Genomic DNA, 23,166 nt, shown 5'->3' with positions numbered 1-23,166 from the left:
CATCGGGTGGGCATGGCACCGGAGGCAACAGCGGCCGATCTCAGGCCGCCACGGCGCATAAGGCTTGGGGTGGCGGCTCTGGTGATCGTGCTGCACGTCCTGGCTGTCATCGTCCTCGTGCGCGCGTTCGCGCCGCAATTCGTGGCCGATGTGGCGCGGACCGTCACGCAGACTTTCGACATGCCGCTCGAACCGCCGCATCGTCCTGAAACCACGTCGAAAGCGGGCACAGCGGGTGCGTCGGGGAAGCGAGCGACACCGCGCGATACCGCTCTTCCGAAAGCTGCGACGCCGGTCCTGCCGACCGAGGCGCCGCCGGTGGTCGGAACCGGCCGGGACAACGCTGTCGGAGCGAGTCCCTCCGGCCTAGGCCTCGGCGCGGGCAAGGAGGGCTCCGGGACAGGCGGTGGCGGTATCGCGGTCCAACCTGTCAAAATCGCAGGCGATATCAATTCGGCGCGCGACTTCCCCCGCGCCAGTCGCGATCTCAGACTCGGCCATCAGGTCGTGGTCATCCTGCGCATCGGTACCGACGGGACGGTGACGTCCTGCCGGGTCTCGCAGCCGAGCCCCGATGCAGAGGCCGACCGCATAACCTGGCATCTTGCCGCCGAACGCTTCCGTTTCCGCCCGGCGCGCGATGCTGCCGGAAACCCGGTCGAAGCGGACTATGGCTGGCGCCAGCGCTGGTTCCTCGCGGGCCAGAGTGACGGTGATTAGCGGGGATGCACCGTGACGCCGTCGTTGCATTGCACCGAAGGACCGGTATGGCGATTCCCATGTCTCTTTCTTCGCGAGATGCTTCACTTCCCATGCCCCAGATCGTTCCGGTCATTCTCTGCGGCGGCAACGGTACGCGGCTATGGCCGCGCAGCCGTGCCGATCGTCCCAAGCCGTTCCTGCCGCTGGTCGGCGAGACCACGCTGTTCGAGGCAAGCCTCGCACGCTGCCCGGCGGCGCAGGGCTTTGCCGCACCGGTGGTGGTGACGGGCGCCAAGCACCTCGAACATGTCGAGGCGCAACTGGCCGGCGCGCCGGGGGCGACCGTGATCGTCGAGCCTGCCGCGCGCAACACTGCCGCCGCCATCGCGCTGGCCGCCTGCCGCCTGCCCGAGGACGCGGTGATGCTGGTCTGCCCGAGCGATCACCATATCGGCCGTCCCGAGGTCTTCTCCGATGTCGCCTGCGCAGCGGCGGCGCTTGCCGCCGAGGGCTGGCTGGTCTCCTTCGGTATCGAGGCGACCCGGCCCGAGACCGGCTTCGGCTACCTGAAGCGCGGCGAGGCCATCGAAGGCACCCCCGGTTTCCGCACCGCCCAGTTCGTCGAGAAGCCGGACCTCGCCCGCGCGCAGGCTTTCCTTGAGGACGGCAACTACGCCTGGAACGGCGGCATCTTCGCGTTCCGTGTGGGCGACTTCATGGCCGAACTCGCCGCGCACCGGCCCGAGATCGCCGCCAAGGTGCGCGAAGCGGTCGAGAAGGGCGCCGAGGATGGCCACCGCTTCCACCCCGATGCCGTCACTTTCGCCGAAGTCGAGAGCGATTCGGTGGACTACGCGGTGATGGAGAACACCAGCCGCGCCGCCATGGTGCCTGCCGACATGGACTGGTCGGACATCGGCAACTGGCAGGCGCTGCATGACGCGCTCGACCGCGACGGCAGCGGCAATTCGGTGCGCGGTGCGGGCGATGCCGAGCTGGTCGACTGTACCAATGTGCTGGTCGATAGCGACGGGCCGCGCGTCTCGGTGATCGGGCTGTCCAACGTGGTGGTCGTCATCGACGGGAACGAGGTGCTCGTCACCACCGTTGAAGGCGTGCAGAAAGTCGGCAAGCTTTCCGGCGCCGTGAACCAGTAAGGGATAGAACAATGACTGCCGCACTCGCGATCCGCGAAGTCGAGAAGCCCTGGGGCAGGGATGTCCTGCCCGCGCCTTTCGTCGCGCCCGAAGGTGAGCGCATCGGCGAGGTCTGGTTCGAGCCCCCGGCGGCGCTCCCCGACCTTCTGGTGAAGTACATTTTCACCAGCGAAAAGCTTTCGGTGCAGGTGCACCCCAGCGACGCACAGACGAGTGCCAAGGGGCTGGGCCGTCAGGGCAAGGAAGAGTGCTGGCTGATCGTCGCGGCTGAGCCCGGCGCCACGCTGGGCATCGGTTTTGATGCGCCGATCTCGCAAGAGGCCATGCGCGCCGCCTCGCTCGATGGTTCGATCGAGGGGCTGATGACCTGGCACGAAGTGCAGCCCGGCGACTTCTTCTACATCCCGGCCAACACCGTCCACGCCATCGGCGCGGGCGTGAGCCTGATCGAGGTGCAGCAGAACAGCGATATAACCTACCGCCTCTACGACTACGGCCGCCCTCGCGAACTCCATCTGGACGAGGGCATGGCCGTATCGAAGGGCGAGGTCTACGATCTGGCGCGCTGGCACAAGCGCGTTCCCGTGCGGAAAACGCAATCGTTGGTCGATGGGCCGCTGTTCCTGCTCGATCAGGTGGTCGGTGCCCCGACGCCGGAAATCGCCGCCCGTTATCCCGGTGCCGTACTAGTCATTCCGCGCGAGGAATCTGTGAAAATCGGCGGAGAACTGGTCGCTCCCGGCGGCTGCGCGCTGGCGACCTCGCTGGCCAGCGTCGAATTTGCGGACAACGGTGTCTACTTGCTGGCAAGGGCCTGTGCAGCCTGAATGACCTTTGCAATAACCGACACCATGATCGTCCAGACTATCCAGTTGGCCCTGACGCCGGTGTTCGTGCTTGTTGCAATCGGCAATATCCTCAACATCCTTTCCACCCGGCTCGGGCGCGTGGTTGACCGCGCGCGCGAGTTGCAAGGGCGGCACAACGTGACCGAGGGGCCGGAGCACGACATGATCGTGCTGGAAATCCGGCTGGTCGACAGGCGCATTACCATCATCACCAAGGCCATCCGCTTCATGGTGCTTTCGGCGCTGTGCATCGGCACGACCGTGGCGGTGCTTTTCCTGCAAGGCATTGCCGGGCTGGACCTTCACGGGGTGGCGGCGATGATCTTCCTGGCTTCGATCGTGCTCCTGCTGGCAGCGCTGGTGCTGTTCCTGCGCGAGACGCAGGTCGCCAAGGACGCGCTCAGCATCCCGCGCGACTATCTGGAATTGCACCGCACCATCTGATTTCGGCGGCCAGGCGACCGGCGCGCACTATCGCCGGGGCGATTGGGGTTTCCGCCTTTGGCCCTAGGTTCTCTTCCAAGGGAGAGAACAATGCACGCACCGGAAAGGGGGCGGCCGGTACAGGCCGACCAGAGGCAGGAATGGCGTTCGGGCTGGACGCTCGTTCTGGCATCGGCAGTCGGCTTCTCGTTCTTCTCGGTGCTGCTGGCGGCGACGGGGCTGTTTTTCGAGCCGCTGGGCAAGGAATTCGGCTGGAGCCGCTCAGTGCTTTCGGCTGGGCCCGGGATCGCGACGTTCGTCACCGCGCTGCTTTCGCCGTTTTACGGCGCCTTGATCGACCGCATGGGATCGCGCCGACTGGCGCTGCCGGGGATCGTGCTGGTCATGATCTCGATGAGCGCCTTCGCGCTGGCCAATGGCTCCGAGGTGCAGTGGCTGGTGATGTGGGGCGTGTTCGGCCTTGTCGTCACTTCGATCAAGTCGACTGTCTGGACCACTGCGGTCGCGGGTCTGTTCGAAAAGGGCAGGGGCCTTGCGCTTGGCGTGACCGTGGCGGGAACGGCGGTGGCGCAGGCAGTCGTGCCCCCGCTCGGCAACTTCCTTATCGACCACACCGGATGGCGCGGTGCGTTCGTCTGGTTCGCGATCGGCTGGGGCGGGCTCACGCTGCTGCTCTGCGCGCTGTTCCTTTACGACGTGCACGACCGCGCCCGCCAGGCGGCGCAGAAGTCGGGCGGAGTGGTCGCGGCGCGCAGCACGCTGCACTTGCCGGGCCTTACCCCGCGCGAGGCGCTGCGCAGCCGGGCGATGTGGCAGCTGGGCCTGTCGACGTTTCTGGTCATGGTGCTGACCGTGGGGCTGGGCATCCATCTTTTCCCGATCCTGACCGAAGCCGGCGTAACCCGCACCAACGCGGCGTGGCTTACCGCGTTGACCGGGGTCGCTGGCATTATCGGCAAGCTGGTGACCGGCGCGCTGCTGGACCGCTACCGGCCGAACTGGATCGGCGGCGTGACCATGGGGGTTACGGCGGTAACTTTCCTCGTGCTGATCGGCGCGATCAATTCGACGGCGGCGGTGATTTTCGGCCTGCTGGTCAACGGCTATGCGGCGGGGACGAAGACGCAGATCTGTGCCTATCTCACGGCCGGATACGCGGGCATGCGGCACTTCGGCGCGATCTACGGGGTGATGGCGGCGATGGTCGCTTTCGCGTCGGGGCTGGGGCCTTGGTTGGCGGGCGTCGTTTACGACAAGGCCGGCAATTATGGCCCGTTCCTTTGGGCAGGCGTGATTGGCTGCGTGGTGAGCGGCCTGCTGCTGGTGACCTTACCCGCCTATCCAAAGTGGGATGAGCGCGAGCAAGCGACGGACTGAAATCGGGCGCAGAAATGGAACCCTCGCGGCGAAGCCGCAGTCCCGGGAACATTGCGTCCACCCCAAGGATCAAGAGACGAAAATCGCCTCCAACGCAGAACCAAATCTTTGCGCCTTTGCGCGATTCCTCCCTTTTTCTTCTCCGCGTCTCCGCGCCTCCGCGTGAATCATTCGAAGGCGCCGATTTCACAGGTCAGGCACTCCGCAAGACGCCGCACGGACAAGTCGAATTGCCTGGAACGAAATCGTTTCACGCGGAGGCGCGGAGAAGAAAAAGAAGGAAAGAGGAATCGCGCAAAGGCGCGAAGGCGCAAAGAGGGTGGGTTTGCCGCAGGCTGGCGGTTCCCGGCGACATTGAGGCTGTCGTAAGGCTTGAGAGACGGACATTGCTTGCGGCGCCGACCAACATCTTTGCGTCTCTGCGTGACTCAAAAAAGCGAAACACCGCGCCGGTAAGGTGACGGGCTATCGTGGCCTCCGGCATCCGCCGGAATCGAAACGGGCCGGAAAGCTCTCGCTCCCGGCCCGTCCCTTTTAATCGATTGCCTGAGATCAGGCCGCGATCTTGAACGGCTCGATCTCGCCCGAAAGGTAGAGCTTCTTCGCCTTGGCGCGGCTGAGCTTGCCCGAGCTGGTGCGCGGCAGGCTCTTCGGCGGAACCAGTTCGACCACGCAGTTCATGCCGGTGATCGAACGCACCTTGTCACGGATCAGGTCGCGCAGTTCGATGCGCTTGACCGGATCGGAAACACGACAGTGCACCAGCACCGCAGGCGCTTCCTCGCCATTCTCGGTCTCGACCGAGAAGGCGGCGATGTCGCCATGGTTGAACCCCGGCAGCTGTTCCACGGCCCATTCGATATCCTGGGGCCAGTGGTTCTTGCCGTTGATGATGATCATGTCCTTCGCGCGGCCGACGATGAACAGGTAGCCATCGGCCATGTAGCCCATGTCGCCCGTATCCAGCCAACCGTCGACGAGGCAGGCCTCGGTCGCTTCGGGGTCGCGGAAGTAGGAGTGCATGACGCTGGTGCCGCGGCACCAGACCTTGCCGATCTGGTGGTCGCCCAGGCTCGCGCCGGATTCGCCCCGGATCACCACTTCCATGTCGAGCACGGGCTTGCCGCAGTTGACGATGGCGCGGTAGCGGGCCGGGCGGCTGAGGTCGCGGGGGCTGCCGGAAAGGCGCTCTTCCTCGACCAGTTCGACGCGGATGCCTTCGCCCGGGGGCATGATGGTGACGGCCAGCGTCGCTTCGGCCAGGCCATAGCTGGGCAGGAAGGCCGAAGCCTTGAAGCCCGCATCGGCAAAGGCATTGACGAAGCTCTGCATCACGTCCGGGCGGATCATGTCGGCGCCGTTGCCGGCGAGACGCCAGCGCGACAGGTCGAAGCGATCCCCCACGTGGCTCTGGCTGGAGATACGGCGGGCGCAGATGTCGTAGCCGAACGTCGGCGAGTACGAGATCGAGGTGCCCTCGTTCCGCGTGATCATGTCGAGCCATGCCAGCGGACGGCGGGCGAAGTCCTCGGTCTTGAGGTAGTCGCCCGAGACTTGGTTGGCGATCAGCGAGAGGAAGCAGCCGACCAGACCCATGTCGTGGTACCACGGCAGCCACGAAACGCAGCGGTCAGTGTCGCAGACTTCCATGCCGTGGCTGTGCGCGGCAAGGTTCGACATCAGCGAACGGTGGGTGACCGCTACGCCATGCGGGAAGCGGGTCGATCCGCTGGAATACTGCAGATAGCAGATATCGTCCGGGCCGGCCTTGGGCAGTGCGACTTCAGGCGCATCCTTGGCGGCGAAATCGGCCCATGTGGCATGGCCGCAGCCCTGCCGCTGGGCGGCGGCGGCGGTCATCTCGGCGATTTCGTCCGGGCCGACCAGCAGGAGCGGGTCCGAGCTGGCAAGCTGGACCGCAAGCTGCTCGATATAATTGTCCTTGCCGCCGAAGCTGGTGGGCAGGGGCAGCGGCACCGGCCAGGCGCCTGCGTAGACGATGGCGCAGAAGAGCGCGGCAAATTCCTCGCCGGTTTCGGCGATCAGGGCGATGCGATCACCCGGTTTGACGCCGCGCGCGACAAGCGCGTGCGCCACCTTGATCGAATCCGCACGCAGTTCGCTGAACGGGTAAACCCGCTTCAGAGTGCCACGCGGATCGTGGAAATTGAACCCGCGCTGCCCCTTCGCTGCATAGTCGAGGGCATCGCAGAAAGTGTCGAAATCGGCAAAACGGCGGGCAAGCGCATCCCGGTTGGGGGTAGCGACAAGTGCTTCAACCGCTTGCGGCACCATGCTGATGGTGTCGGTCATTTCGTTATAACCCGTTGTTGTTATACCGTTTTATTCTTCAGGAACCGGGCGCTTTTATCCTGTTCAAGCTGAACCGGACATAGCCATCCCACCTGCATGGTTCCGTGCGCTCTCCCCATTCCGAGCCGAGTGTGGCACGAATAGGGCAAGATGTCCGACAAGCGTCGCAATCCACAACCGCTCGACCAGATCCACCTGGAAGAATTAGCGCTCGCCTATGTCGCGCGTTTCGCGACGACGCAAGGGAAGCTGCGCGATTATCTGCAACGCAAATTGCGTGAGCGGGGCTGGGCGGGTGACGAATCACCCGATCTGGCCGCGCTGGTGGCCCGTTATTCCGACCTTGGCTACGTCGACGACGCCGCCTGGGCGCGGATGAAGGCGGGCAGCCTGCTGCGACGCGGCTATGGCGCGCGGCGGGTGGGGGAGGCGCTGGGGCACGCGGGGCTGGACGAGGATATGCGCGCCGCAGTGCGACCGGACGACGCGGCCGAGCGGCAGGCGGCGCTGGTTCTGGCCCGGCGGCGGCGGTTCGGGCCCTTCGCGGTTCAGCCCGAGGACAGGCTCACGCGTGAAAAGCTGCGGGAGAAGCACATCGCGGCGATGCTGCGCGCCGGGCACCGGCTCGACATGGTGCGCGCGATCGTCGATGCCGAGGATCCGGAAGCGGCCGAGGAATGGGCCGATGCCGGGATCGAATCGGAAGCCGGAGACGTCTGAGACATGGACATCGCTCGCAAGTTTGCCGCTTTTCTGCTGCTCCCCGTACTGATGCTGCCGGCCGCCTGCTCGAAAGGTGCGGCCGAGGCGGCGGCCACTGCCCCGTCCGAAACGGCATCGGTCCATCCCGAATCGGGGCTCGCGGTGGTGCCGCTGACGGTCGGACTGGCGTCGGGCAAGAGCCATGCCTTCCGCGTGGAAGTGGCCGCGACCGAGGCGGAGCAGGCCAAGGGCCTGATGTTCCGCACCGAAATGGGCGCGGACGAGGGCATGATCTTCCCCGAGAAAGCCCCGCGTCAGGCGGCCTTCTGGATGAAGAACACGGTAATCCCGCTCGACATCCTGTTCATCGGGCCCGACCACCGCGTGCTCAACATCGCCGCCGATGCGGTGCCTTATGATGAGCGGCCGCTGCCGTCCAAGGGGCCGGTGATCGGCGTGCTTGAACTCAACGGCGGCCGCGCCGCGCAGCTCGGCATCGCTCCGGGTGACAAGGTGAGCTGGTAGGGCCTTCTCAGGTTCCGGTTTCGGCAAGCCGGTCGATCATCGCCTGTACCGAACTGATCTGCGGGCCATAGCGCGTGGCGAAAGGCCCGGTGTAGCCCCACCAGTCCCAGCAGCCCATCGGATTGTCGGATAGCGGGCTTTTCTCGACTTGCGGATAGAGCACCACGATGCGGTTGGTGTCGGCCCAGGCGTTGTATCCAAGCTGCGCATAGACCGCATTGCCGGTGTAGGCGGCAGCCTGACCGCAGCCGTGGAAGACGACATGGATGCGGCAATTCGCGCCGGTCTCGCGGCAGGGCTTGGGAATATAGACATAGCCGGTCGTCGCCATGGCGCTGAGCGCGGAGAGATAGGGCGACTGCGCGAAGGCTTGCGGTGCGCTCGATAGAGTTGTGGCCGGGGGTGCGAGGTCGCCGCCGATGACTTTGGTCAGGATTGCGCCGGGCTGGTCATAGCGCGGCATGCCGGTGGCCGTGGCGTCGGCACCGCAGCGGTTCACGAACGGCGTGCCCAGAATGCCGCAATTGTGCGGCGCGGTGAGCGAAAGGAAGGCGTGCTCGGCCGGGAAGTTCTGGAGATACTGAAGGTTCGCGGCGGGCACGCCGACATCGAGGTAGAAGTCGCGCAGAGCATCGAGCGCGCCCTTGCCCACCACACTGTCGGCCGCGCCGTGGAAGAGGTAGACGCGCTGATCCTTCACATGGACGAGCGGATCGATGGCGCCGCTCATCTCGTTCATCTGTGCGACGATCCTTGCCCCGGCGCCCGAGGGCGTGCCGGACATGCAGGCCGTGACCACAGTGATACCCGCCAGTCCGCAGCCATAAGGTCCGCCCGCGACGATGCCTACGCCGCTTACCGTGGCGGAATGGATCACCGAGAACTGCGCGGCCATGAACCCGCCCGAGGACAGGCCCGAGACAGTGACGTGATTCGCGTCCACGCCCAGAGCGGGCAACTTGGCCAGCCTGGTCGCGGTTTTTGGCGCTGCATCGGCACGCGATGGCGGCATCACGGTTGAAAAAGCGAACGGGAGCAGAGCGACAAATGCAAGTCGCGTGAAAACCTGTCGACGCATGCGAAACCCTCCCCAGGGTTGTTGCCAAGCCAAGCGCCTTCAGGCTTCTCTCCCGCATGAGAGGCTGATCCTGCGGGCCCCGCATGTCCAGCGCGCGTTCGGGGGAGATGCCTCGGAAACGGAATAAGAAGCGGGGCTGCCCGCGAAACCCCCAGCGACTATCGTTTTCGCACGGGAACATGCTTGGCATCGGCGCGGAACGGCGCTAACGCGCAGCCCATGGGAATCCTGTCCAAGATCTTCACCTGGTGGGACGGCGCCACCATTGGCACCTCGCTCTGGAGCTCGCGCAATGGCGAGCACGTCGGCACCGACGCGCAGGGCAACAAGTACTATCGCTCGAAGTCCGCCAAAGTGCGGACCACCGAGGGGTATGACCGCCGCTGGGTGATCTACGCGGGCGCCAACGACGCCAGCAACGTCCCCGCCGAATGGCACGGCTGGCTGCACCACAGCTATGACGGCGTGCCGGAAAGCCACCTGCCGCCGCCGCGCATCTGGGAAGTGGACTATTCGCCGAACGCCACTGGCACGGTCGAAGCCTACCGCCCGCAGGGCGCGCTCGAACGCGGTGGTGTGCGTGCTGCTGCCACGGGCGATTACGAAGCCTGGTCGCCGGAAGCCTGAGCACAAGGCCTGTGAAGCGGGTCTTCGCCTACGCGCCGATCTTCGTCTTGCCGCTGGCGCTGGCCGCCTGCGGCAAGGGTGAGCCCGCGCCTGAGGCGCAGGATACCTCTATCCCCGATGCCATTGCTGGCATGCAGGCCGGCCCGGCGCAAGCCGCGCAGGGCCAGCAGCTCGGCACGCCGAACAAGGACCGCGTGGTCACGCTCGGCGTCCTCAACAAGCGCAACAACCTGACGCAGGACCTGGTGATGAGGCCGGGCGAGGCCAAGCGCATCGGCAATCTGGTGGTCAAGGTCGCCACTTGCGAGAAGTCGCTCCCCTGGGAACGGCCGCAGGAAGAAGGCGCTTTCGTTCAGGCCTTCGTCGAGGAACGCGCCAATGCGAACGAGAAGCTCGCATGGCACAAGGTGTTCTCGGGCTGGCTGTTCAAGAATTCACCCGCGCTCAACACCGTGCAGCACCCGGTCTATGACGTCTGGGTCAAGAACTGCGCGATGAGCTTCCCGGGTGAAGAGGCACTGCCGCCGGGTGCCGAATCGACTGGCAACGCCAAGAGCGCAGCAAAGGCTTCGGGCAATGGCGACGCGGCGCCTGCGCCCGCTGCCTCCGAATCGGATGCGGCGCCGTCGCCGGCACCGGCATCGCCCGCACCCACCACTGCGCCTTCGCCCGCCGCGACTCCCGACTGAGCCTGCTGCAACAGCGCGAGATAGCGCTTCTGCGGCATTTCCACCGCGCCCAGCGAGGCGAGGTGCGGCGTCATGAACTGGCAGTCGAGCAGAGTCGCGCCGCCAAGGCGCAGCGCCGCCACCAGCCAGCACAGCGCCACTTTCGAGGCATCGGGCACGCGCGAGAACATGCTCTCGCCGCAGAACACCCGGTCGAACCCCACGCCGTAGAGACCGCCGACCAGCGCGCGCTTGCCGTCCGCGTCGTCCTGCCAGACCTCGATCGAATGCGCCTGATCCAGGAAATGCAGATTCTCGTAGCTCGCCTGGATGCGGTGGCTGATCCAGCTGCCTGATTCGTCGTCGCTGTCCGGCCGCACCTGACGCGGTGCGGCGCAGGCTTCCATGACTTCGGAAAAGGCCGCGTTGCAAGTAACCGTGAATCGGCCGCGCCGCAGCGTGCGGGCCAGCGAATGCGAAAGGTGGAAGCCGTCGAGCGGGAGAATCGCCCGCAGACGCGGCTCGATCCAGAAAATCTCCGGATCGTCCCGGCTGTCCGCCATCGGGAAAATCCCGCTGCGGTAGGCGAGCATAAGAAGCTCGGGCTCGATCATTCTGGTGGAACTGGGCGCGTGCACGTGTCTTGCCTGACTGGATTGGCGGGTGAGGGGGTGCCTATGGCTTAACAGATTGTGGGGGCGGATTGCAGGGCTGTGGATTAAGTTCGCGCCTTTCTGCCGTAATCCCCTTGTCATCTGCGCCAAGGCGCTCTAGAGGCCACCCCGCCCGCAGGAGTGTAGCTCAGTTGGTAGAGCATCGGTCTCCAAAACCGAGGGCCCACGGTTCGAGTCCGTGCACTCCTGCCAGCATTTTCTTCGCACTATTGCAACGCGGAGCCCCGGAAATCCCCGAGGCCCTGCGCTGCAATGGTGCGATTTGCATTGGTCGCCCCGTCTTCGCGTTTGCGATAAGCCGCAAGCCGCGATACCGTGAAACGCTTGCCAATCGCGCGATTGCGGTTAGGCGCGCTCAGGAGGGGCCGCTTCTGGCGATTCGGGCACTCGTGGAGCCAAGGGCTCCCGCCCCGAAGGGCGCCAGACTGGCTTAAGTCGGGAAAGAATACCTCGCAGATGCACGGTACCGCGCAACCGCAGACCCAGAACCTGTTCAGGGCCATGGCCAAGGCCGTGACGGGCATTCGCATGCCCGCGATCGACCGCGGGCTGGCCTTCGCGCTGGCCATGGCGGTGATCGCCGCCTTGCCGGTGCTGGTCGCCTGGGCCCCGCAGATGACCGACTATCCCTCGCACCTTGCGGGGTACAAGGTCGCGCTCGATCACGGGCAGGATCCCTATCTCACCCGCTATTTCCGCTTCAACTGGGAGTGGACGGGCAATCTCGGCGTCGAACTGCTGATGGTGCCGATGGCGCCGGTGTTCGGGCTGGAGCGGGCAGGGCGCATCATCGTTGCGCTGATTCCCTTCCTTTCGGTGCTTTCGGTCCATGCCCTGTGCCGGTCGCTCGGCCGCCGCATGAACGTGGGGCCGATTCTGGCGCTGGCGATGATCTGGTCGCCCTCGCTGCTGATGGGCTTCGTCAATTGGTCGCTCTCGGTGGCCATGGCGCTGTTCGTTTTCGCGGCCTGGGTGCGCCTGGAGGGCAAGGCCTGGCGCTGGATACCGATGGTGCCGGCCGGATTCGTCGTCTGGCTCTGCCACGTCTCGGGCTGGGGCGTGATGGGCGTGATGATCTTCGGCTACGAATGGGCCCACCGGAAGAGCTGGCGCGATTGGCGTCCCTTCGTGAAGCCCTGGCCGCTGATCTTCCCGCTGCTGCCGATGCTGGCTGGCATGGGATCCAACTCCAAGGTTTCCTACGGACGCTGGGTGCTCGATTACAAGTGGGGCATCCTTTACCGGTCGATGCGCAGCTTCGACTACAGCTTCGACATCGTCAGCCTCTGCGCCGTTCTGGCGGTGCTGGCGGGCGCGCTGGCGCTGCGCAAGATCGATGGCCGCTTCGGCTGGGCCGCGCTGATGCTGCTGGTGCTGACGTTGATCGTGCCGCGCCAGATCTTCGGCGGTGACTATGCCGACTATCGACTGAGCACGATGGCGCTGATGGTCGCCTGCCTCTCGATCGACTGGACTCTGCCGCGTTGGGCGGTCTCGGCGGCAACCGCGCTGTTCGTCTCGCGTACGCTGGTGACCACGGTGGTCTGGTATCAGGACGCGCAGACCGCGCATGAACTGATCGCCGCGCTGGACCAGGTGCCCGAAGGCGCCCGCGTCGCTACCGCCGTGGCGATTCCGCGTCGGCAGTGGCGCTTCGGCCCGTTCGAGCATTTCGGCTCCTACGCCGTGGTGCGGCGCAGCGCGATGGAGAATTCGAACTTCGCGCTGCCCGACGTGCATATGCTGTCGATGCGCGATCTTTCGTACCGTTTTGCCGATCCGACGCAGCGCATTCTCTACGCGCCGCAGCAGCACATCGACCTGCGGACTTTCCCGCCCGCGCGCCATGCCGACTACCTCTGGTACATCGGCACGATCAAGCCGGTGGCGCTGCCGGATGGCGCCCGCGTGCTCTATTCCAGTTCGAACTCGTTCCTCGCGCGGCTTGCTGATCCGGCAGACCTTGCAAATCGGGCAGACGGACGCTAAGTCGCGCTTTCCTTCCGACATAAGGATCCTATCTGCCCCTCCCGGCCCCGGCCGGGGCGGCGATGGCCCCTAGCCGGAAGCGGCGAGACATTTTCCCGCCCGGGCTTCCATCCCGGGCACCAGGCAGAGATGCGAGTACGACTGACATGGCCAAGACCACTCCGGGCGAATTCTTCCGCCAGGTGCGCAGCGAAGCCTCCAAGATTCACTGGCCGTCGCGCCAGGAAACGGTGACGACCGCGATCTTCGTCGGCCTGATGACGCTGCTGCTGGCAGTGTTCTTCCTGGGCATCGACGCACTGTTCGGCTGGATCGTCAGCTCGCTCCTGTCGCTGATCGGCTGAAACCAGACAACGAGAGAGAACCATGGCCCGCTGGTACATCATCCACGCCTATTCCGGCTTCGAGAACAAGGTGAAGGAATCCATCCTCGGCGAAGCCGAGCGTATGGGGCTGTCGCAGCTCGTTGAGGACGTGCAGGTTCCGCACGAGACCATCACCGAGGTCAAGCGCGGCAAGAAAGTCCAGGTCGAGCGCAAGACCATGCCCGGTTACGTGCTCGCCAAGCTGACGCTGAACGACGACGTCTATCACCTCGTCAAGAACACCCCGAAGGTCACCGGCTTCCTGGGATCCAGCGGCAAGCCGCAGGCGATCAGCGAGAGCGAGGCCGCGCGCTACTTCGGCGCTGCCGAAGCCGCTGCCGCTGCCCCGCGCAAGACGGTCAGCATCGATTACGAGATCGGCGATTCGGTCAAGGTGCTGGACGGTCCGTTCGCGACCTTCAACGGCATTGTCGAGGAACTCGATTTCGACAAGAATCGCGTCAAGGTTTCGGTCTCGATCTTCGGCCGCGCGACGCCGGTCGAACTCGATTTCGAGCACGTCGAACTCAGCAAGTAATCCGCGTCGCCTCGCTTCGTCCGGGGCTGCTGGATCGAAAAGAGGCGCTTTCCCATGTGGAAAGCGCCTCTTTTTCGTTTCAGGCAGCAGGAGCGTAGATCGTCAGACTCACCCGCGCGCGCTCGACGAAGCCGAGCTTGTGATAAAGCGCCAGCGCGGCGGCATTGTCGGCATAGGAATGCAGGATCGGCGTGCGGCTGGCGCCGAGAATCGCGGCGGCGACCCGGCGGGAGAGCAGCGCGGCCAGCCCGCGGCCCCGCGCGTCGGGATGGGCGCAGACGGCGCTGACTTCGATATAGGATCCGGTGCGGGTGCGCTGGCCGGCCATGGCGAGCAGGCGGCCGTCCTCCTTCACGCCCCAGAACTCGCCCAGTTCGCCGGTCCGCGTGCCGAAGGGGCCCGGCTCGGTCAGCGTGGCCAATTCCAGCATCTCGGGATGGTCCGGCGCCTCCAGCGTGACGATACGCGGGTCCTGTACCGCCGCGTCGATGGCATCCCGCGCCGCTGCGTCCCCGGCGAAGATCATCTGCACGCCTTTGGCGGACTTCACGAGATCGATGCCGGGCACGGGCACCGATTCGCCGGGTTGCATCAGCGCGAGCGGCCCATGTTCGCGGCAGAGCGCGGCGAAGTCGGCAAGACTTTCGGGCGAATGGTCGCGCACGGCCGCCAGTGGGCCGATATCGGGATGGAAGCGGCGGGCATTGCCGCTCCCGAGTGCAAAACGCGCCTGTTCGCCGGTGAGAGCGTTCCAGATCAACTGGTCGAGTTCGGTATTTTCCATGGTCCGGCCGATATGGCGAGCGGCGGGCGCGACGTGAAGCCGCAATTATCAGCCTCTTAACCCTGACCCTGCTAAGGATCCGGGCGATGGGGATTTTCGCGACCTTGAAAGGCGAGGCGACGGGGCCGGGCGGACGCTTGACGCGTCTCGATGGGTTGCGCGGGCTTGCCGCGTGCGGAGTCGCGCTGCTCTACCACCCGCAATCGCTGTTCGCGCCGGATGTGAATGCGGCGCTGCCGGGGCTGCTGCGCTGGTTCCAGCACTGGGGCTGGACGCTGGTGGACCTGTTCTTCCTGATCTCTGGCTACATCTTCGCGCATGTCTATCTGATCGAGCGTTCGCCGGGGCAGGGCTATGTACTTCGGCGCGGCACGCTGGAGAGCTTCGCGGTGGCGCGCGCGGCGCGGCTCTACCCGCTGCACCTTGTCATGCTGCTGGTCTGCGGCGTGGTGTTTCTGGACGATCCCGGCAACACCCCGCTCGCCTTGATGGCGCACCTATTCATGTTGCAGGGCTTCGTTGGCTGGGTTGGGCACAGTTTCGACGGACCGAGCTGGTCGATCTCGGTCGAATGCGCCTGTTATGTGCTGTTCGCGCTCGGCGCGGTGGGCGGTCGGCGCACATTGCAGCGGGTGACGGTACTGGCGATCCTGGGCGCCCTGCTGCATTTCGCGGTGCAGGGCAGGGCGGGCGGCCCCTGGGTCGGGGATGGCCTGCCGCGCGGATTGCTCGGCTTCTTCCTTGGCCAGGTGCTCTGGCATGCGCGGGCGCGGCTGCGCCATGCGCCGACGATGCTGCTGCTGTGCCTCATGGCGATCGGCATCTCGCTCGACATGGGCCGGATGAGTTCGCTGCTGCCGCTGAGCCTGCTGGCGTGGCCGGCGCTGTTGCTGCTGGCATTGCGGCTGAAGATCATGGGTTCGGCGCCGATGCGCTGGCTGGGCGATCGGTCCTATGCGATCTACCTCGTGCACTGGCCGATATTGATGCTGGGTGAGCAACGCTTCGGGCATATTCCCGGAGACGGCACCACCTGGATTGTGGTGACCCTGCTCTACTCGGCGTTGGTACTGCTGGCTGCGGACGTCTCGTTCCGCTATATCGAGGGCCCGGCCCGCCACGCGATCCGCGCGGTATGGCAGCGGCGGGCAGATCAGCGGGCAAAGCGGCGGGTGGCAGGTCCGTCCGGCGCGTCGGCCGATATGGGCGGGGCCTGAACTCGGCCCTTTCCTTTCTTTCCGATTTCGTTTAGGGGCGCGCCCTTCGGACCGGATCCGTTCCGGTGCGATTCCCTGCGGGAGGATGCGCCAGCGTCCGTAAAACCGCTAAACATGAGCATCCGCCAAGCGGCTGCGAAAGTGTGAAGGAGTGGCCACATGGCCAAGAAGATCGAAGGTTACATCAAGCTGCAGGTCAAGGCCGGCAGCGCCACGCCGTCCCCGCCGATCGGCCCTGCGCTGGGTCAGCGCGGCGTGAACATCATGGAATTCTGCAAGGCGTTCAATGCCGCCACGCAGGAGCTCGAAAAGGGCATGCCGATCCCCACCATCATCACGGTGTATGCGGATCGCAGCTTCACGTTCGTCACCAAGACGCCCCCGGCGACCTTCCTCATCAAGAAGGCCGTGAATCTGAAGTCGGGCTCGAAGGAGCCGGGCAAGATCAGCGCCGGTACCGTCAAGCGCTCGCAGCTTGCCGAAATCGCTCAGGTCAAGATGGCTGACCTCAATGCCAACGACATTGAAGCCGCCACCAAGATCATCGAAGGTTCGGCCCGCGCGATGGGCCTCGAAGTGGTGGAGGGCTGATTCCATGGCCAAGGTGACCAAGAAGCAGAAGTCGCTGACCGAAAAGCTCGGTGACAACCTCAAGCACTACCCCGTCGCTGAAGCGCTGCAGACCCTGCGCGACCTGAAGACGACCAAGTTCGACGAAACCGTCGAAGTCGCGATGAACCTGGGCGTTGACCCGCGTCACGCCGACCAGATGGTTCGCGGCATGGTTTCGCTTCCGGCCGGCACCGGCAAGACCGTTCGCGTTGCCGTGTTCGCCAAGGGCGACAAGGCTGCGGAAGCTCTCGCCGCCGGCGCCGACAAGGTTGGTGCGGAAGACCTCATGGACGACATGCAGGCCGGCAACCTCGACTACGACCGCGTCATTGCCACCCCGGACATGATGGGCGTCGTCGGCCGTCTCGGTAAGCTGCTGGGTCCGAAGGGCCTGATGCCGAACCCGAAGCTCGGCACGGTTACCCCGAACGTGACGCAGGCCGTGAAGGACGCCAAGGGCGGCCAGATCGAGTTCCGCGTTGAGAAGCAGGGCATCATCCACGCCGGCATCGGCAAGATGTCGTTCTCGGACGCCGACCTGCTGACCAACTTCAGCGCGTTCGTCGATGCGATCGTCAAGGCCAAGCCCTCGGGCTCGAAGGGCAAGTACGTTCGCAAGATCTCGCTTTCGTCGTCGATGGGCCCCGGCCTCAAGATCGACACGACCGAGATCGCCGGCGCCTGATTTTTCAGGAACCGCGAAACGGATTGAAGGGCCGGAGGGAAACCTCCGGCCCTTTTCGTTTGTCCGCCAAAGCCGTCAATTTAACCCGCCGAAAGGCTTGCTTTGCGAAGGCGGCCCCGTAACTTGGCCGCTTCCGATCGTGGTCGCCCTTTCCCGAAAGTCGATAGATGAAGCCTGCCCTGGCCGCCGTTCCCTTCGCTTGCCTGCTGGCCGCGTCCGCCGCGCTGGCCGCGCCGCCCGCGCCCAAGGCGGATGCGCCGGTGAATGCGCCGTCGGGCGATGCGGACAAGCCGGTCGCGCTGTTTCAGCCGGAAGCGGTGCAGTCCACCGGATCGGTCAACGTCGGCGGCTCGCGCATCGCCTATCACGCGGTGGCGGGAACGCTGGTAGCGCATGTCAAGGGCTGGGAAGACACCGACGCGCTTGACGCCAAGGCCTCCGATGACGACGACGACGCGAAGGCGGGCAAGGCCGAAGCCTCGATGTTCTACGTCGCCTATTTCAAGGACGGCGTGCGTTCGCCGGATCGCCCGATCACGTTCCTGTTCAATGGCGGCCCGGGCTCGTCGAGCGTCTGGCTGCACATGGGCGCCTTCGGCCCGGTGCGCGTGCAAACGGCCGACAATGCTCATACCGCGCCGGCGCCCTACAGCACCGTTAACAACGACGCGAGCCTGCTCGACGCCAGCGATCTGGTCTTCATCGACGCACCGGGCACCGGCTTCAGCCGCATCGCGGGGAAGGACAAGGCCAAGGCCTTCTACGGCGTCGATCAGGACATCGATGCCTTTGCGCAGTTCGTGGAGCAGTTCCTGAACAAGTACGGGCGCTGGAATTCGCCCAAGTACCTGTTCGGCGAAAGCTACGGCACGATGCGCGCGGCCGGCATGACGCTGGCCTTGCAGAACAAGTCGATCGACCTCAATGGCGTGATCCTGCTGTCGGACATCCTGAACTGGGATCTGATGCCGGACGATCCGCAGACCAATCCCACGGTGGACCTGCCCTATATCGTCGCGCTGCCCACTTATGCGGCGACCGCGTGGTATCACAACAAGCTGGCCGACCGGCCGGCCGATCTCAAGACGTTGCTTGCCCAGGTAGAGGCTTTCGCGACGGGCGATTATGCGCAAGCACTGATGAAGGGCAATGCGCTGCCCGATGCCGAGCGTCACCGCATCGCCACCCAACTCGCGGCCTATACCGGGCTGCCGGTGGACTATCTGCTGAAGACCAACCTCAGGATCGAATACGGCGCCTTCCAGAAGGAGCTGCTGGCCGATCAGGGCCTGACCACCGGCACGCTGGACACGCGCTTTGCCGGGGCGACGCTGGATCCGCTGAGCAAAGTGGCCGACTACGATCCGCAGAGCGCGGCGCTGGAAGGCGCCTATATCGCGGCGTTCAACCAGTACGTGCGCGGCACGCTGCATTACGGCACCGGCGAGGGCGCCGACAAGCAGTTCAAGCCGGGAATCAGCATCTACGGCAGCTGGGACTATCGCCACCAGCCCCCCGGCGCGGGCAAGCCGCTGATCGCGCTGCCCAATGTCCTGCCCGATCTGGCGATCGCGATGAAGCAGAATCCGACCATGAAGGTCATGGTCAACGGCGGCTATTTCGATGTCTCGACGCCCTATTACGAAGGCGTGTTCGAGATGCAGCACTTGCCGGTGCCACCCGCGCTTCAGGCGAATGTGGAGTACCGCCACTACGAATCCGGCCACATGGTCTATGCCCACCTGCCGTCGCTGCATGAACTGCACGACAATGTGGCGGAGTTCATCCGCAAGACGTCGGGCAGCACCGGGAACTGATGCCTGCCCGCCGGGGCAGCAGCGATCAGGCATCGTGCCCGCGTTTGGTGCTGACCGCCTTTCACCCTTAGATCTTCCGCCAAAGCAGCGCGATGGAGAGCAAGGATGAACGGAACGATCGCATCAACTGGAGAGAGAGCGGGCTCCGTCGCGGTGGTGACCGGGGGCGGTCGCGGTTTCGGCAAGTCTTTCGGTGAGGCGCTGGCCGCCCAGGGTGCCCATGCGGTGCTGGTAGACCGCGACGGCGCGGAAGCCGAAGCGGCGGCAGCAGCGATTCGTGCGGCGGGCGGCAGCGCCACCGGCTATGCAGGCGATGTGACCGACGAAGCGCGCATGGCGGCGATCATGGCCGAGGCTGCGGCGGGGCACGGCGGGATCGACCTCCTCATCAACAATGCGGGCCTTCACAGCGACGAATACAGCCAGCCGATCGCGGCGATGGGGGCGGCCAAGGTGCGGCGCCTGTTCGACGTCAACGTCATGGGCACCGTTATCGCTACGCTGGCGGCGAAGCCCTACATGGCAGGCCGAGCCGGCGCGAATATCGTCAACATCTCCTCGTCCGCTGCCCATATGGGCGGGACGGCCTATGGTACCTCCAAGCTGGCGGTTGCCGGATTGACGATCACTTTCGCCCGCGAACTCGCGCCCGAGGGTATCCGCGTGAACGCGATCTCGCCCGGCCTGATCCTGACCGACACGATCCGCAACGAACTGCCCGAAGCGACCAAGGTGCGGGTGAAGGCGATGCAGTATCTCGACGCCTTCGGCGAAGAGGCGGATATCGTCGAGGCCATGCTGTTCCTCTCGTCGCCGCGCGCCCGCTTCGTCACCGGAGAGACCCTGCGCGTCACGGGCGGCATGGCGGCCGGGATCTGATCGGGGCGAATTTTCCTACAGGGCTTTGTTCTGTCATCTTGGTCGGCAGCAGAGTTCTTTGAAATCGTCGGATTTATGCCACGGACGCCGGCTCCAGACCGGGGGCCGCGTTTCGGTTCAGTACCGTGTCAACTGTGTCAACCGGACTGTCACCTTGCGATCCCTCCACACCATTGCGCCCCCGAAGGGGCAGCCTGCCGGGGCGGTTCGCATGAGCCCGGGCAGGCCGCGGGCCCTGCGGCCCGCGCAATGACGAGGGAAGTCGCGGGGCCTACTTCGAGGCGGCCGCCGCGGCTTTCTGTGCGGGGATGAAGTCGCGCTCGACAGTCTCGGCAAGGATCGAGAGCGGCAGGAGGCCCTGCGAGAGAATGAAGTCGTGATAGGCCTTGCGGTTGAACGCCGGGCCCAGCGCCTTCTCGGTCTTCACGCGTAGCTGGGCGAGTTGCTCGAAGCCGTAATAGTACGAGCCTGCCTGTCCCGGCATGCGGAAGGTGTAGCGGTCCAGCTCCTGATCGGTCATGCCCTTGGACAGCACCACTTCATCCCTCAGTACCCGCCGCGCACTGTCGAGATCGATCATGCCGAGGTTGAGCATCGGATCGAGCATGGCGCGGGCCTGACGCTGGAGGCGGGCCTGCAATGCGATGAGCTGCCCCTCGACCGGCTCGTAGGGCAGCATCTCGCCCTCTGCATAGAGTGCCCAGCCTTCTGCGTTCACGCTGTTGAAGGCATAGAGCGCGCGGGCGAGCGAGACGCCGTGGTCGACCATGGCCCCGAACTGCAACTCGTGGCCCGGGCGCGCTTCGTGGGCGCTCAGGGTCCAGGTGGCGGCATCGTAGCCGAAGTCGTCATAGGCATCCTCGGCCTTTTGCGAGTTGCCGGTGGTGAGGATGAATTCGCCTTGCTCGCCGGTATTGCCAATGAGGCGCGGCGCGGTCATGTGCGGGGCAGCCACGGCGGCGGCCTCGGCAGGGGTGGCGAGGCGCATGCGTAGCTGGGTCTGCGGCAGCGTGAGGATGTCCTCGCGGCGGACAATGGCCTCCAGATCGGCATTGACCTTGCGGTACCGCGCCTCGACCTGATCGCCGGGGATCACGTTCTTCTTCAGCTCGCGGATCACCGAGGGGTAGTCGGTGGCCTTGTAGCCGAACTTGGCTGCGACCACCGGGGCCAGCGCCTGCATTTGCGCGCGGGTGACGTAGTAGCCTCGCGCGGCACGGTCGATCAGCTGGCGCGGGTCGATATCAATGCCGACCTGCTGGAGGTTCAGCGCGTAGACTTCCTCGGGCAGGCGATAGTCGGCGCGGGCGGCGGGGAGGACCGTGGTCTGCGCCCACTTGGCATAGTCGGTCAGTTGCTTGTCGAGCTTGGCAAGATCGGCATCGGCGCCCTTGATGCCGTACTTCGCGAAGAGTGCGTGGATGCCCTGGATATAGGTCGGGACATTGCCGATCGCCTGCTCCACGTCGCGGCGATAGGGGCCGAGATGGCCTTCACGGCTGGCGAGGAACTGCGCCTTGGCGAGTTCGACGGCCGGCTTGGTGCCCGGCTCGCTGCCGACATAGCGGCGCAGGCGCTCGGCGGCCTTGGCGCGGCGCTCGGGCGGGGTCTGGTCGGACAGCAGGTCGCCGAAGCCCGAGGCGATTGCCTGCGGCAGGTCGATCCAGTTCATCTGCAGGCGATCATGGGTCTTGATGCCGTCGATCTGGCGCTGGATGTAGGCGGCAAGGATCTGCAGATCCTGACGCACTTCGGGCTGCTGTTCGGTGGCGATCCGGCTCTTGATGTCGGCCAGACGCGCTTGATAGGCGGCGACGAGGCGATCGTCGGCATCGAGCGAAAGGTCGGTGATCTTGCCGTCGAATTCGGGAAGGCCCATCTGCGAGGCGGACTCGGGGGTGAAGGCCGCTTCGAGCTGGATCAGCTTCATCGTCTCGGCATCGCTGGCGACGACCCAGGCCGGCTTGGCGGGGGCGGTTTTCGCAGATGCGGTTGGGGTAGGCGCCGATTGCGCGGAGGCGATTGCCGGGAAAGTCAGCGCGAAAGCCATGGCCGCGAGGGCCGGGGCGACGCGGATAAGAGCACGTCTGGGCATGTGAAGAGAAGCTCCCTGTTTTATGGGCGCCACTCTTAGAAAGCATACGACAATGCGGCACTTGCGCCCGACGAGCGACGTATCCTGTTCGACGAAGAGCGTTGAATGACATGCCGTAAATCGTCGCCCCAGCGCTGCCGTCGCTACACGGTTGCGCGGGGTGGCGTCATGCTGTACACATGTTCAGCATAACCAATACGGGAGAGGCGGCCAGATGGCTATCCGCTTTGAAGACATCAAGGAACATATCGGCTCACGCGTGGTCTGGGATGACCGTGCGGACATCTTCACGCCCGAGGCGGCCAAGGCGATTCGCGCCAAGGTGGAAGAACGGACCGTCGTGGTCTTCCCCGAACTGAACCTCACCGATGCCGAGCAGCTCGAAATCACCAACCTGATGGGTGAAAAGGTGCGCCTCACCGCGCGCAACAACGTCCAGGCCAACGATGCGGACGTCTATCAGGTCACGCTGGACGAGAAGATCAATCCGCAGCCGGAATACGTGCTGGGCACGTTCTTCTGGCACATGGACGGTATCACCGTGGACATGCCGCCGCCGTTCGCCACCTTGCTGTCCTGCCGGATCGCGCCGGACAAGGGCGGCGAGACCGAGTTTGCCAGCACTTACGCCGCTTACGAGGGCCTGTCGGACGAGGAGAAGAGCGAGCTTGAGGGGATGAAGGCCGTGCACTCGGTGCGCGCCAGCCTCTCGCCGATTGCCGATGCGATCCCGGAAAAGCACCGTGAGCGCGTGCTTGGCATCGGTCTGATCAAGGAGCATCCGCTGGTCTGGACCCACGAATCGGGCCGCAAGTCGCTGGTGATCGGCACGACCGCAGATCACGTGGTCGGCCTGGAAGTCCCGGCGGGCCGCGCCATGCTGATCCGCTTGCAGGAATGGGCGGCGCAGCCGGCGTTCTCGCTGCGGCACAAGTGGACCAAGGGCGACTTCGTGATCTGGGACAACACCGGCGCGATGCACCGGGCGATCCCCTACGACAAGTCGACCGGCCGCATGATGCACCGCACTTCGATCGCCGGTACCGAGACGGTCGCGGCTTGATCGAACG

At 65.2% G+C, this 23,166-nt stretch carries 22 protein-coding genes, 1 tRNA gene and 1 pseudogene; 19 read left to right on the top strand and 5 right to left on the bottom strand.

The features are described from left to right. Positions 1-69 precede the first annotated feature (69 nt). The 5 genes from AC1VVK_RS05300 to AC1VVK_RS05280 all read left to right on the top strand — a co-directional run bounded on the left by AC1VVK_RS05300 (position 70) and on the right by AC1VVK_RS05280 (position 4,528). Positions 70-720 (top strand): TonB family protein, encoded by a 651-nt coding sequence (locus AC1VVK_RS05300; RefSeq protein ID WP_482904661.1) that lies wholly within the window; start codon positions 70-72, stop codon positions 718-720. A gap of 92 nt (positions 721-812) precedes the next feature. Then, complete coding sequence (locus AC1VVK_RS05295) at positions 813-1,859, top strand: mannose-1-phosphate guanylyltransferase (protein WP_482904660.1); 1,047 nt, start codon at positions 813-815, stop codon at positions 1,857-1,859. Positions 1,860-1,870: 11 nt separating this feature from the next. Further along, complete coding sequence (locus AC1VVK_RS05290; RefSeq protein WP_482904659.1) at positions 1,871-2,686, top strand: class I mannose-6-phosphate isomerase; 816 nt, start codon at positions 1,871-1,873, stop codon at positions 2,684-2,686. Beyond that, complete coding sequence (locus AC1VVK_RS05285) at positions 2,687-3,151, top strand: DUF2721 domain-containing protein (protein WP_243652514.1); 465 nt, start codon at positions 2,687-2,689, stop codon at positions 3,149-3,151. 90 nt (positions 3,152-3,241) lie between these two features. Continuing rightward, the gene (locus tag AC1VVK_RS05280) at positions 3,242-4,528 is read left to right on the top strand and encodes an MFS transporter (protein ID WP_482904658.1); all 1,287 of its coding nucleotides are present in this window, start codon (positions 3,242-3,244) and stop codon (positions 4,526-4,528) included. A gap of 552 nt (positions 4,529-5,080) precedes the next feature. On the opposite strand, the gene AC1VVK_RS05275 is transcribed toward AC1VVK_RS05280, so the two are convergent. Continuing rightward, positions 5,081-6,841 carry a fatty acyl-AMP ligase gene (locus tag AC1VVK_RS05275; RefSeq protein WP_482904657.1) on the bottom strand — a complete coding sequence of 587 codons (1,761 nt, stop codon included), beginning with the start codon at positions 6,839-6,841 and terminating at the stop codon, positions 5,081-5,083. Positions 6,842-6,991: 150 nt separating this feature from the next. Between AC1VVK_RS05275 and AC1VVK_RS05270 the strand changes: the two genes are divergently transcribed. Together AC1VVK_RS05270 and AC1VVK_RS05265 are read left to right on the top strand one after the other, a co-directional pair. Beyond that, a complete protein-coding gene (locus tag AC1VVK_RS05270; RefSeq protein WP_482904656.1) occupies positions 6,992-7,561 on the top strand; it encodes a regulatory protein RecX in 570 nt (189 codons plus the stop codon). 3 nt (positions 7,562-7,564) lie between these two features. Further along, positions 7,565-8,068, top strand: a complete 504-nt coding sequence (locus tag AC1VVK_RS05265; protein ID WP_243652513.1) for a DUF192 domain-containing protein — start codon at positions 7,565-7,567, stop codon at positions 8,066-8,068. Between the two features lie 7 nt (positions 8,069-8,075). Here the strand turns inward: AC1VVK_RS05265 and AC1VVK_RS05260 are convergent, their stop codons facing one another. Further along, positions 8,076-9,026, bottom strand: coding sequence for an extracellular catalytic domain type 2 short-chain-length polyhydroxyalkanoate depolymerase (locus AC1VVK_RS05260; protein WP_482904655.1), 951 nt, complete (start codon positions 9,024-9,026; stop codon positions 8,076-8,078). A 339-nt stretch (positions 9,027-9,365) separates the two neighbouring features. Between AC1VVK_RS05260 and AC1VVK_RS05255 the strand changes: the two genes are divergently transcribed. Together AC1VVK_RS05255 and AC1VVK_RS05250 are read left to right on the top strand one after the other, a co-directional pair. Then, positions 9,366-9,773 carry an NADH:ubiquinone oxidoreductase subunit NDUFA12 gene (locus AC1VVK_RS05255; protein ID WP_132386695.1) on the top strand — a complete coding sequence of 136 codons (408 nt, stop codon included), beginning with the start codon at positions 9,366-9,368 and terminating at the stop codon, positions 9,771-9,773. A 131-nt stretch (positions 9,774-9,904) separates the two neighbouring features. After that, positions 9,905-10,204 (top strand): annotated as a pseudogene (locus AC1VVK_RS05250) (DUF2155 domain-containing protein); the annotation flags it as partial. Positions 10,205-10,239: 35 nt separating this feature from the next. Here AC1VVK_RS05250 and aat read toward each other — a convergent pair. After that, complete coding sequence (gene aat / locus AC1VVK_RS05245) at positions 10,240-11,055, bottom strand: leucyl/phenylalanyl-tRNA--protein transferase (protein WP_482905118.1); 816 nt, start codon at positions 11,053-11,055, stop codon at positions 10,240-10,242. A gap of 176 nt (positions 11,056-11,231) precedes the next feature. Here aat and AC1VVK_RS05240 point away from each other — a divergent pair. From AC1VVK_RS05240 to nusG, 4 genes are all read left to right on the top strand, one after another. Continuing rightward, positions 11,232-11,307 (top strand) — tRNA-Trp (locus tag AC1VVK_RS05240). 264 nt (positions 11,308-11,571) lie between these two features. Next, positions 11,572-13,104 carry a hypothetical protein gene (locus AC1VVK_RS05235; protein WP_243652512.1) on the top strand — a complete coding sequence of 511 codons (1,533 nt, stop codon included), beginning with the start codon at positions 11,572-11,574 and terminating at the stop codon, positions 13,102-13,104. A gap of 146 nt (positions 13,105-13,250) precedes the next feature. Further along, entirely contained in the window at positions 13,251-13,448 is a 198-nt protein-coding gene (gene secE / locus AC1VVK_RS05230) for a preprotein translocase subunit SecE (protein WP_132386693.1), read from the top strand. Between the two features lie 22 nt (positions 13,449-13,470). Beyond that, the gene (nusG, locus tag AC1VVK_RS05225) at positions 13,471-14,007 is read left to right on the top strand and encodes a transcription termination/antitermination protein NusG (RefSeq protein ID WP_132386691.1); all 537 of its coding nucleotides are present in this window, start codon (positions 13,471-13,473) and stop codon (positions 14,005-14,007) included. Positions 14,008-14,086: 79 nt separating this feature from the next. Here nusG and AC1VVK_RS05220 read toward each other — a convergent pair whose 3' ends face one another. Beyond that, a complete protein-coding gene (locus AC1VVK_RS05220) occupies positions 14,087-14,836 on the bottom strand; it encodes a GNAT family N-acetyltransferase (RefSeq protein ID WP_482904654.1) in 750 nt (249 codons plus the stop codon). 41 nt (positions 14,837-14,877) lie between these two features. Between AC1VVK_RS05220 and AC1VVK_RS05215 the strand changes: the two genes are divergently transcribed. The 5 genes from AC1VVK_RS05215 to AC1VVK_RS05195 all read left to right on the top strand — a co-directional run bounded on the left by AC1VVK_RS05215 (position 14,878) and on the right by AC1VVK_RS05195 (position 20,001). Beyond that, a complete protein-coding gene (locus AC1VVK_RS05215; protein WP_482904653.1) occupies positions 14,878-16,008 on the top strand; it encodes an acyltransferase family protein in 1,131 nt (376 codons plus the stop codon). Positions 16,009-16,167: 159 nt separating this feature from the next. Further along, a complete protein-coding gene (gene rplK / locus AC1VVK_RS05210; RefSeq protein WP_132386687.1) occupies positions 16,168-16,599 on the top strand; it encodes a 50S ribosomal protein L11 in 432 nt (143 codons plus the stop codon). Positions 16,600-16,603: 4 nt separating this feature from the next. Beyond that, positions 16,604-17,305, top strand: a complete 702-nt coding sequence (gene rplA, locus AC1VVK_RS05205) for a 50S ribosomal protein L1 (RefSeq protein ID WP_132386685.1) — start codon at positions 16,604-16,606, stop codon at positions 17,303-17,305. 167 nt (positions 17,306-17,472) lie between these two features. Beyond that, complete coding sequence (locus tag AC1VVK_RS05200) at positions 17,473-19,122, top strand: S10 family peptidase (protein ID WP_482904652.1); 1,650 nt, start codon at positions 17,473-17,475, stop codon at positions 19,120-19,122. A gap of 105 nt (positions 19,123-19,227) precedes the next feature. After that, a complete protein-coding gene (locus AC1VVK_RS05195; protein ID WP_482904651.1) occupies positions 19,228-20,001 on the top strand; it encodes an SDR family NAD(P)-dependent oxidoreductase in 774 nt (257 codons plus the stop codon). A gap of 271 nt (positions 20,002-20,272) precedes the next feature. Here the strand turns inward: AC1VVK_RS05195 and AC1VVK_RS05190 are convergent, their stop codons facing one another. Then, positions 20,273-22,096, bottom strand: coding sequence for a DUF885 domain-containing protein (locus AC1VVK_RS05190; protein ID WP_482904650.1), 1,824 nt, complete (start codon positions 22,094-22,096; stop codon positions 20,273-20,275). A gap of 214 nt (positions 22,097-22,310) precedes the next feature. Here AC1VVK_RS05190 and AC1VVK_RS05185 point away from each other — a divergent pair, with 214 nt between their 5' ends. Continuing rightward, entirely contained in the window at positions 22,311-23,159 is an 849-nt protein-coding gene (locus AC1VVK_RS05185) for a TauD/TfdA dioxygenase family protein (RefSeq protein WP_482904649.1), read from the top strand. Positions 23,160-23,166: the final 7 nt, after the last annotated feature.

Source organism: Novosphingobium sp. BL-S-32 (assembly GCF_056857055.1).
The sequence above is the reverse complement of the archived record's forward strand: the minus strand, read 5'-3'. Positions and strand labels throughout refer to the sequence as shown.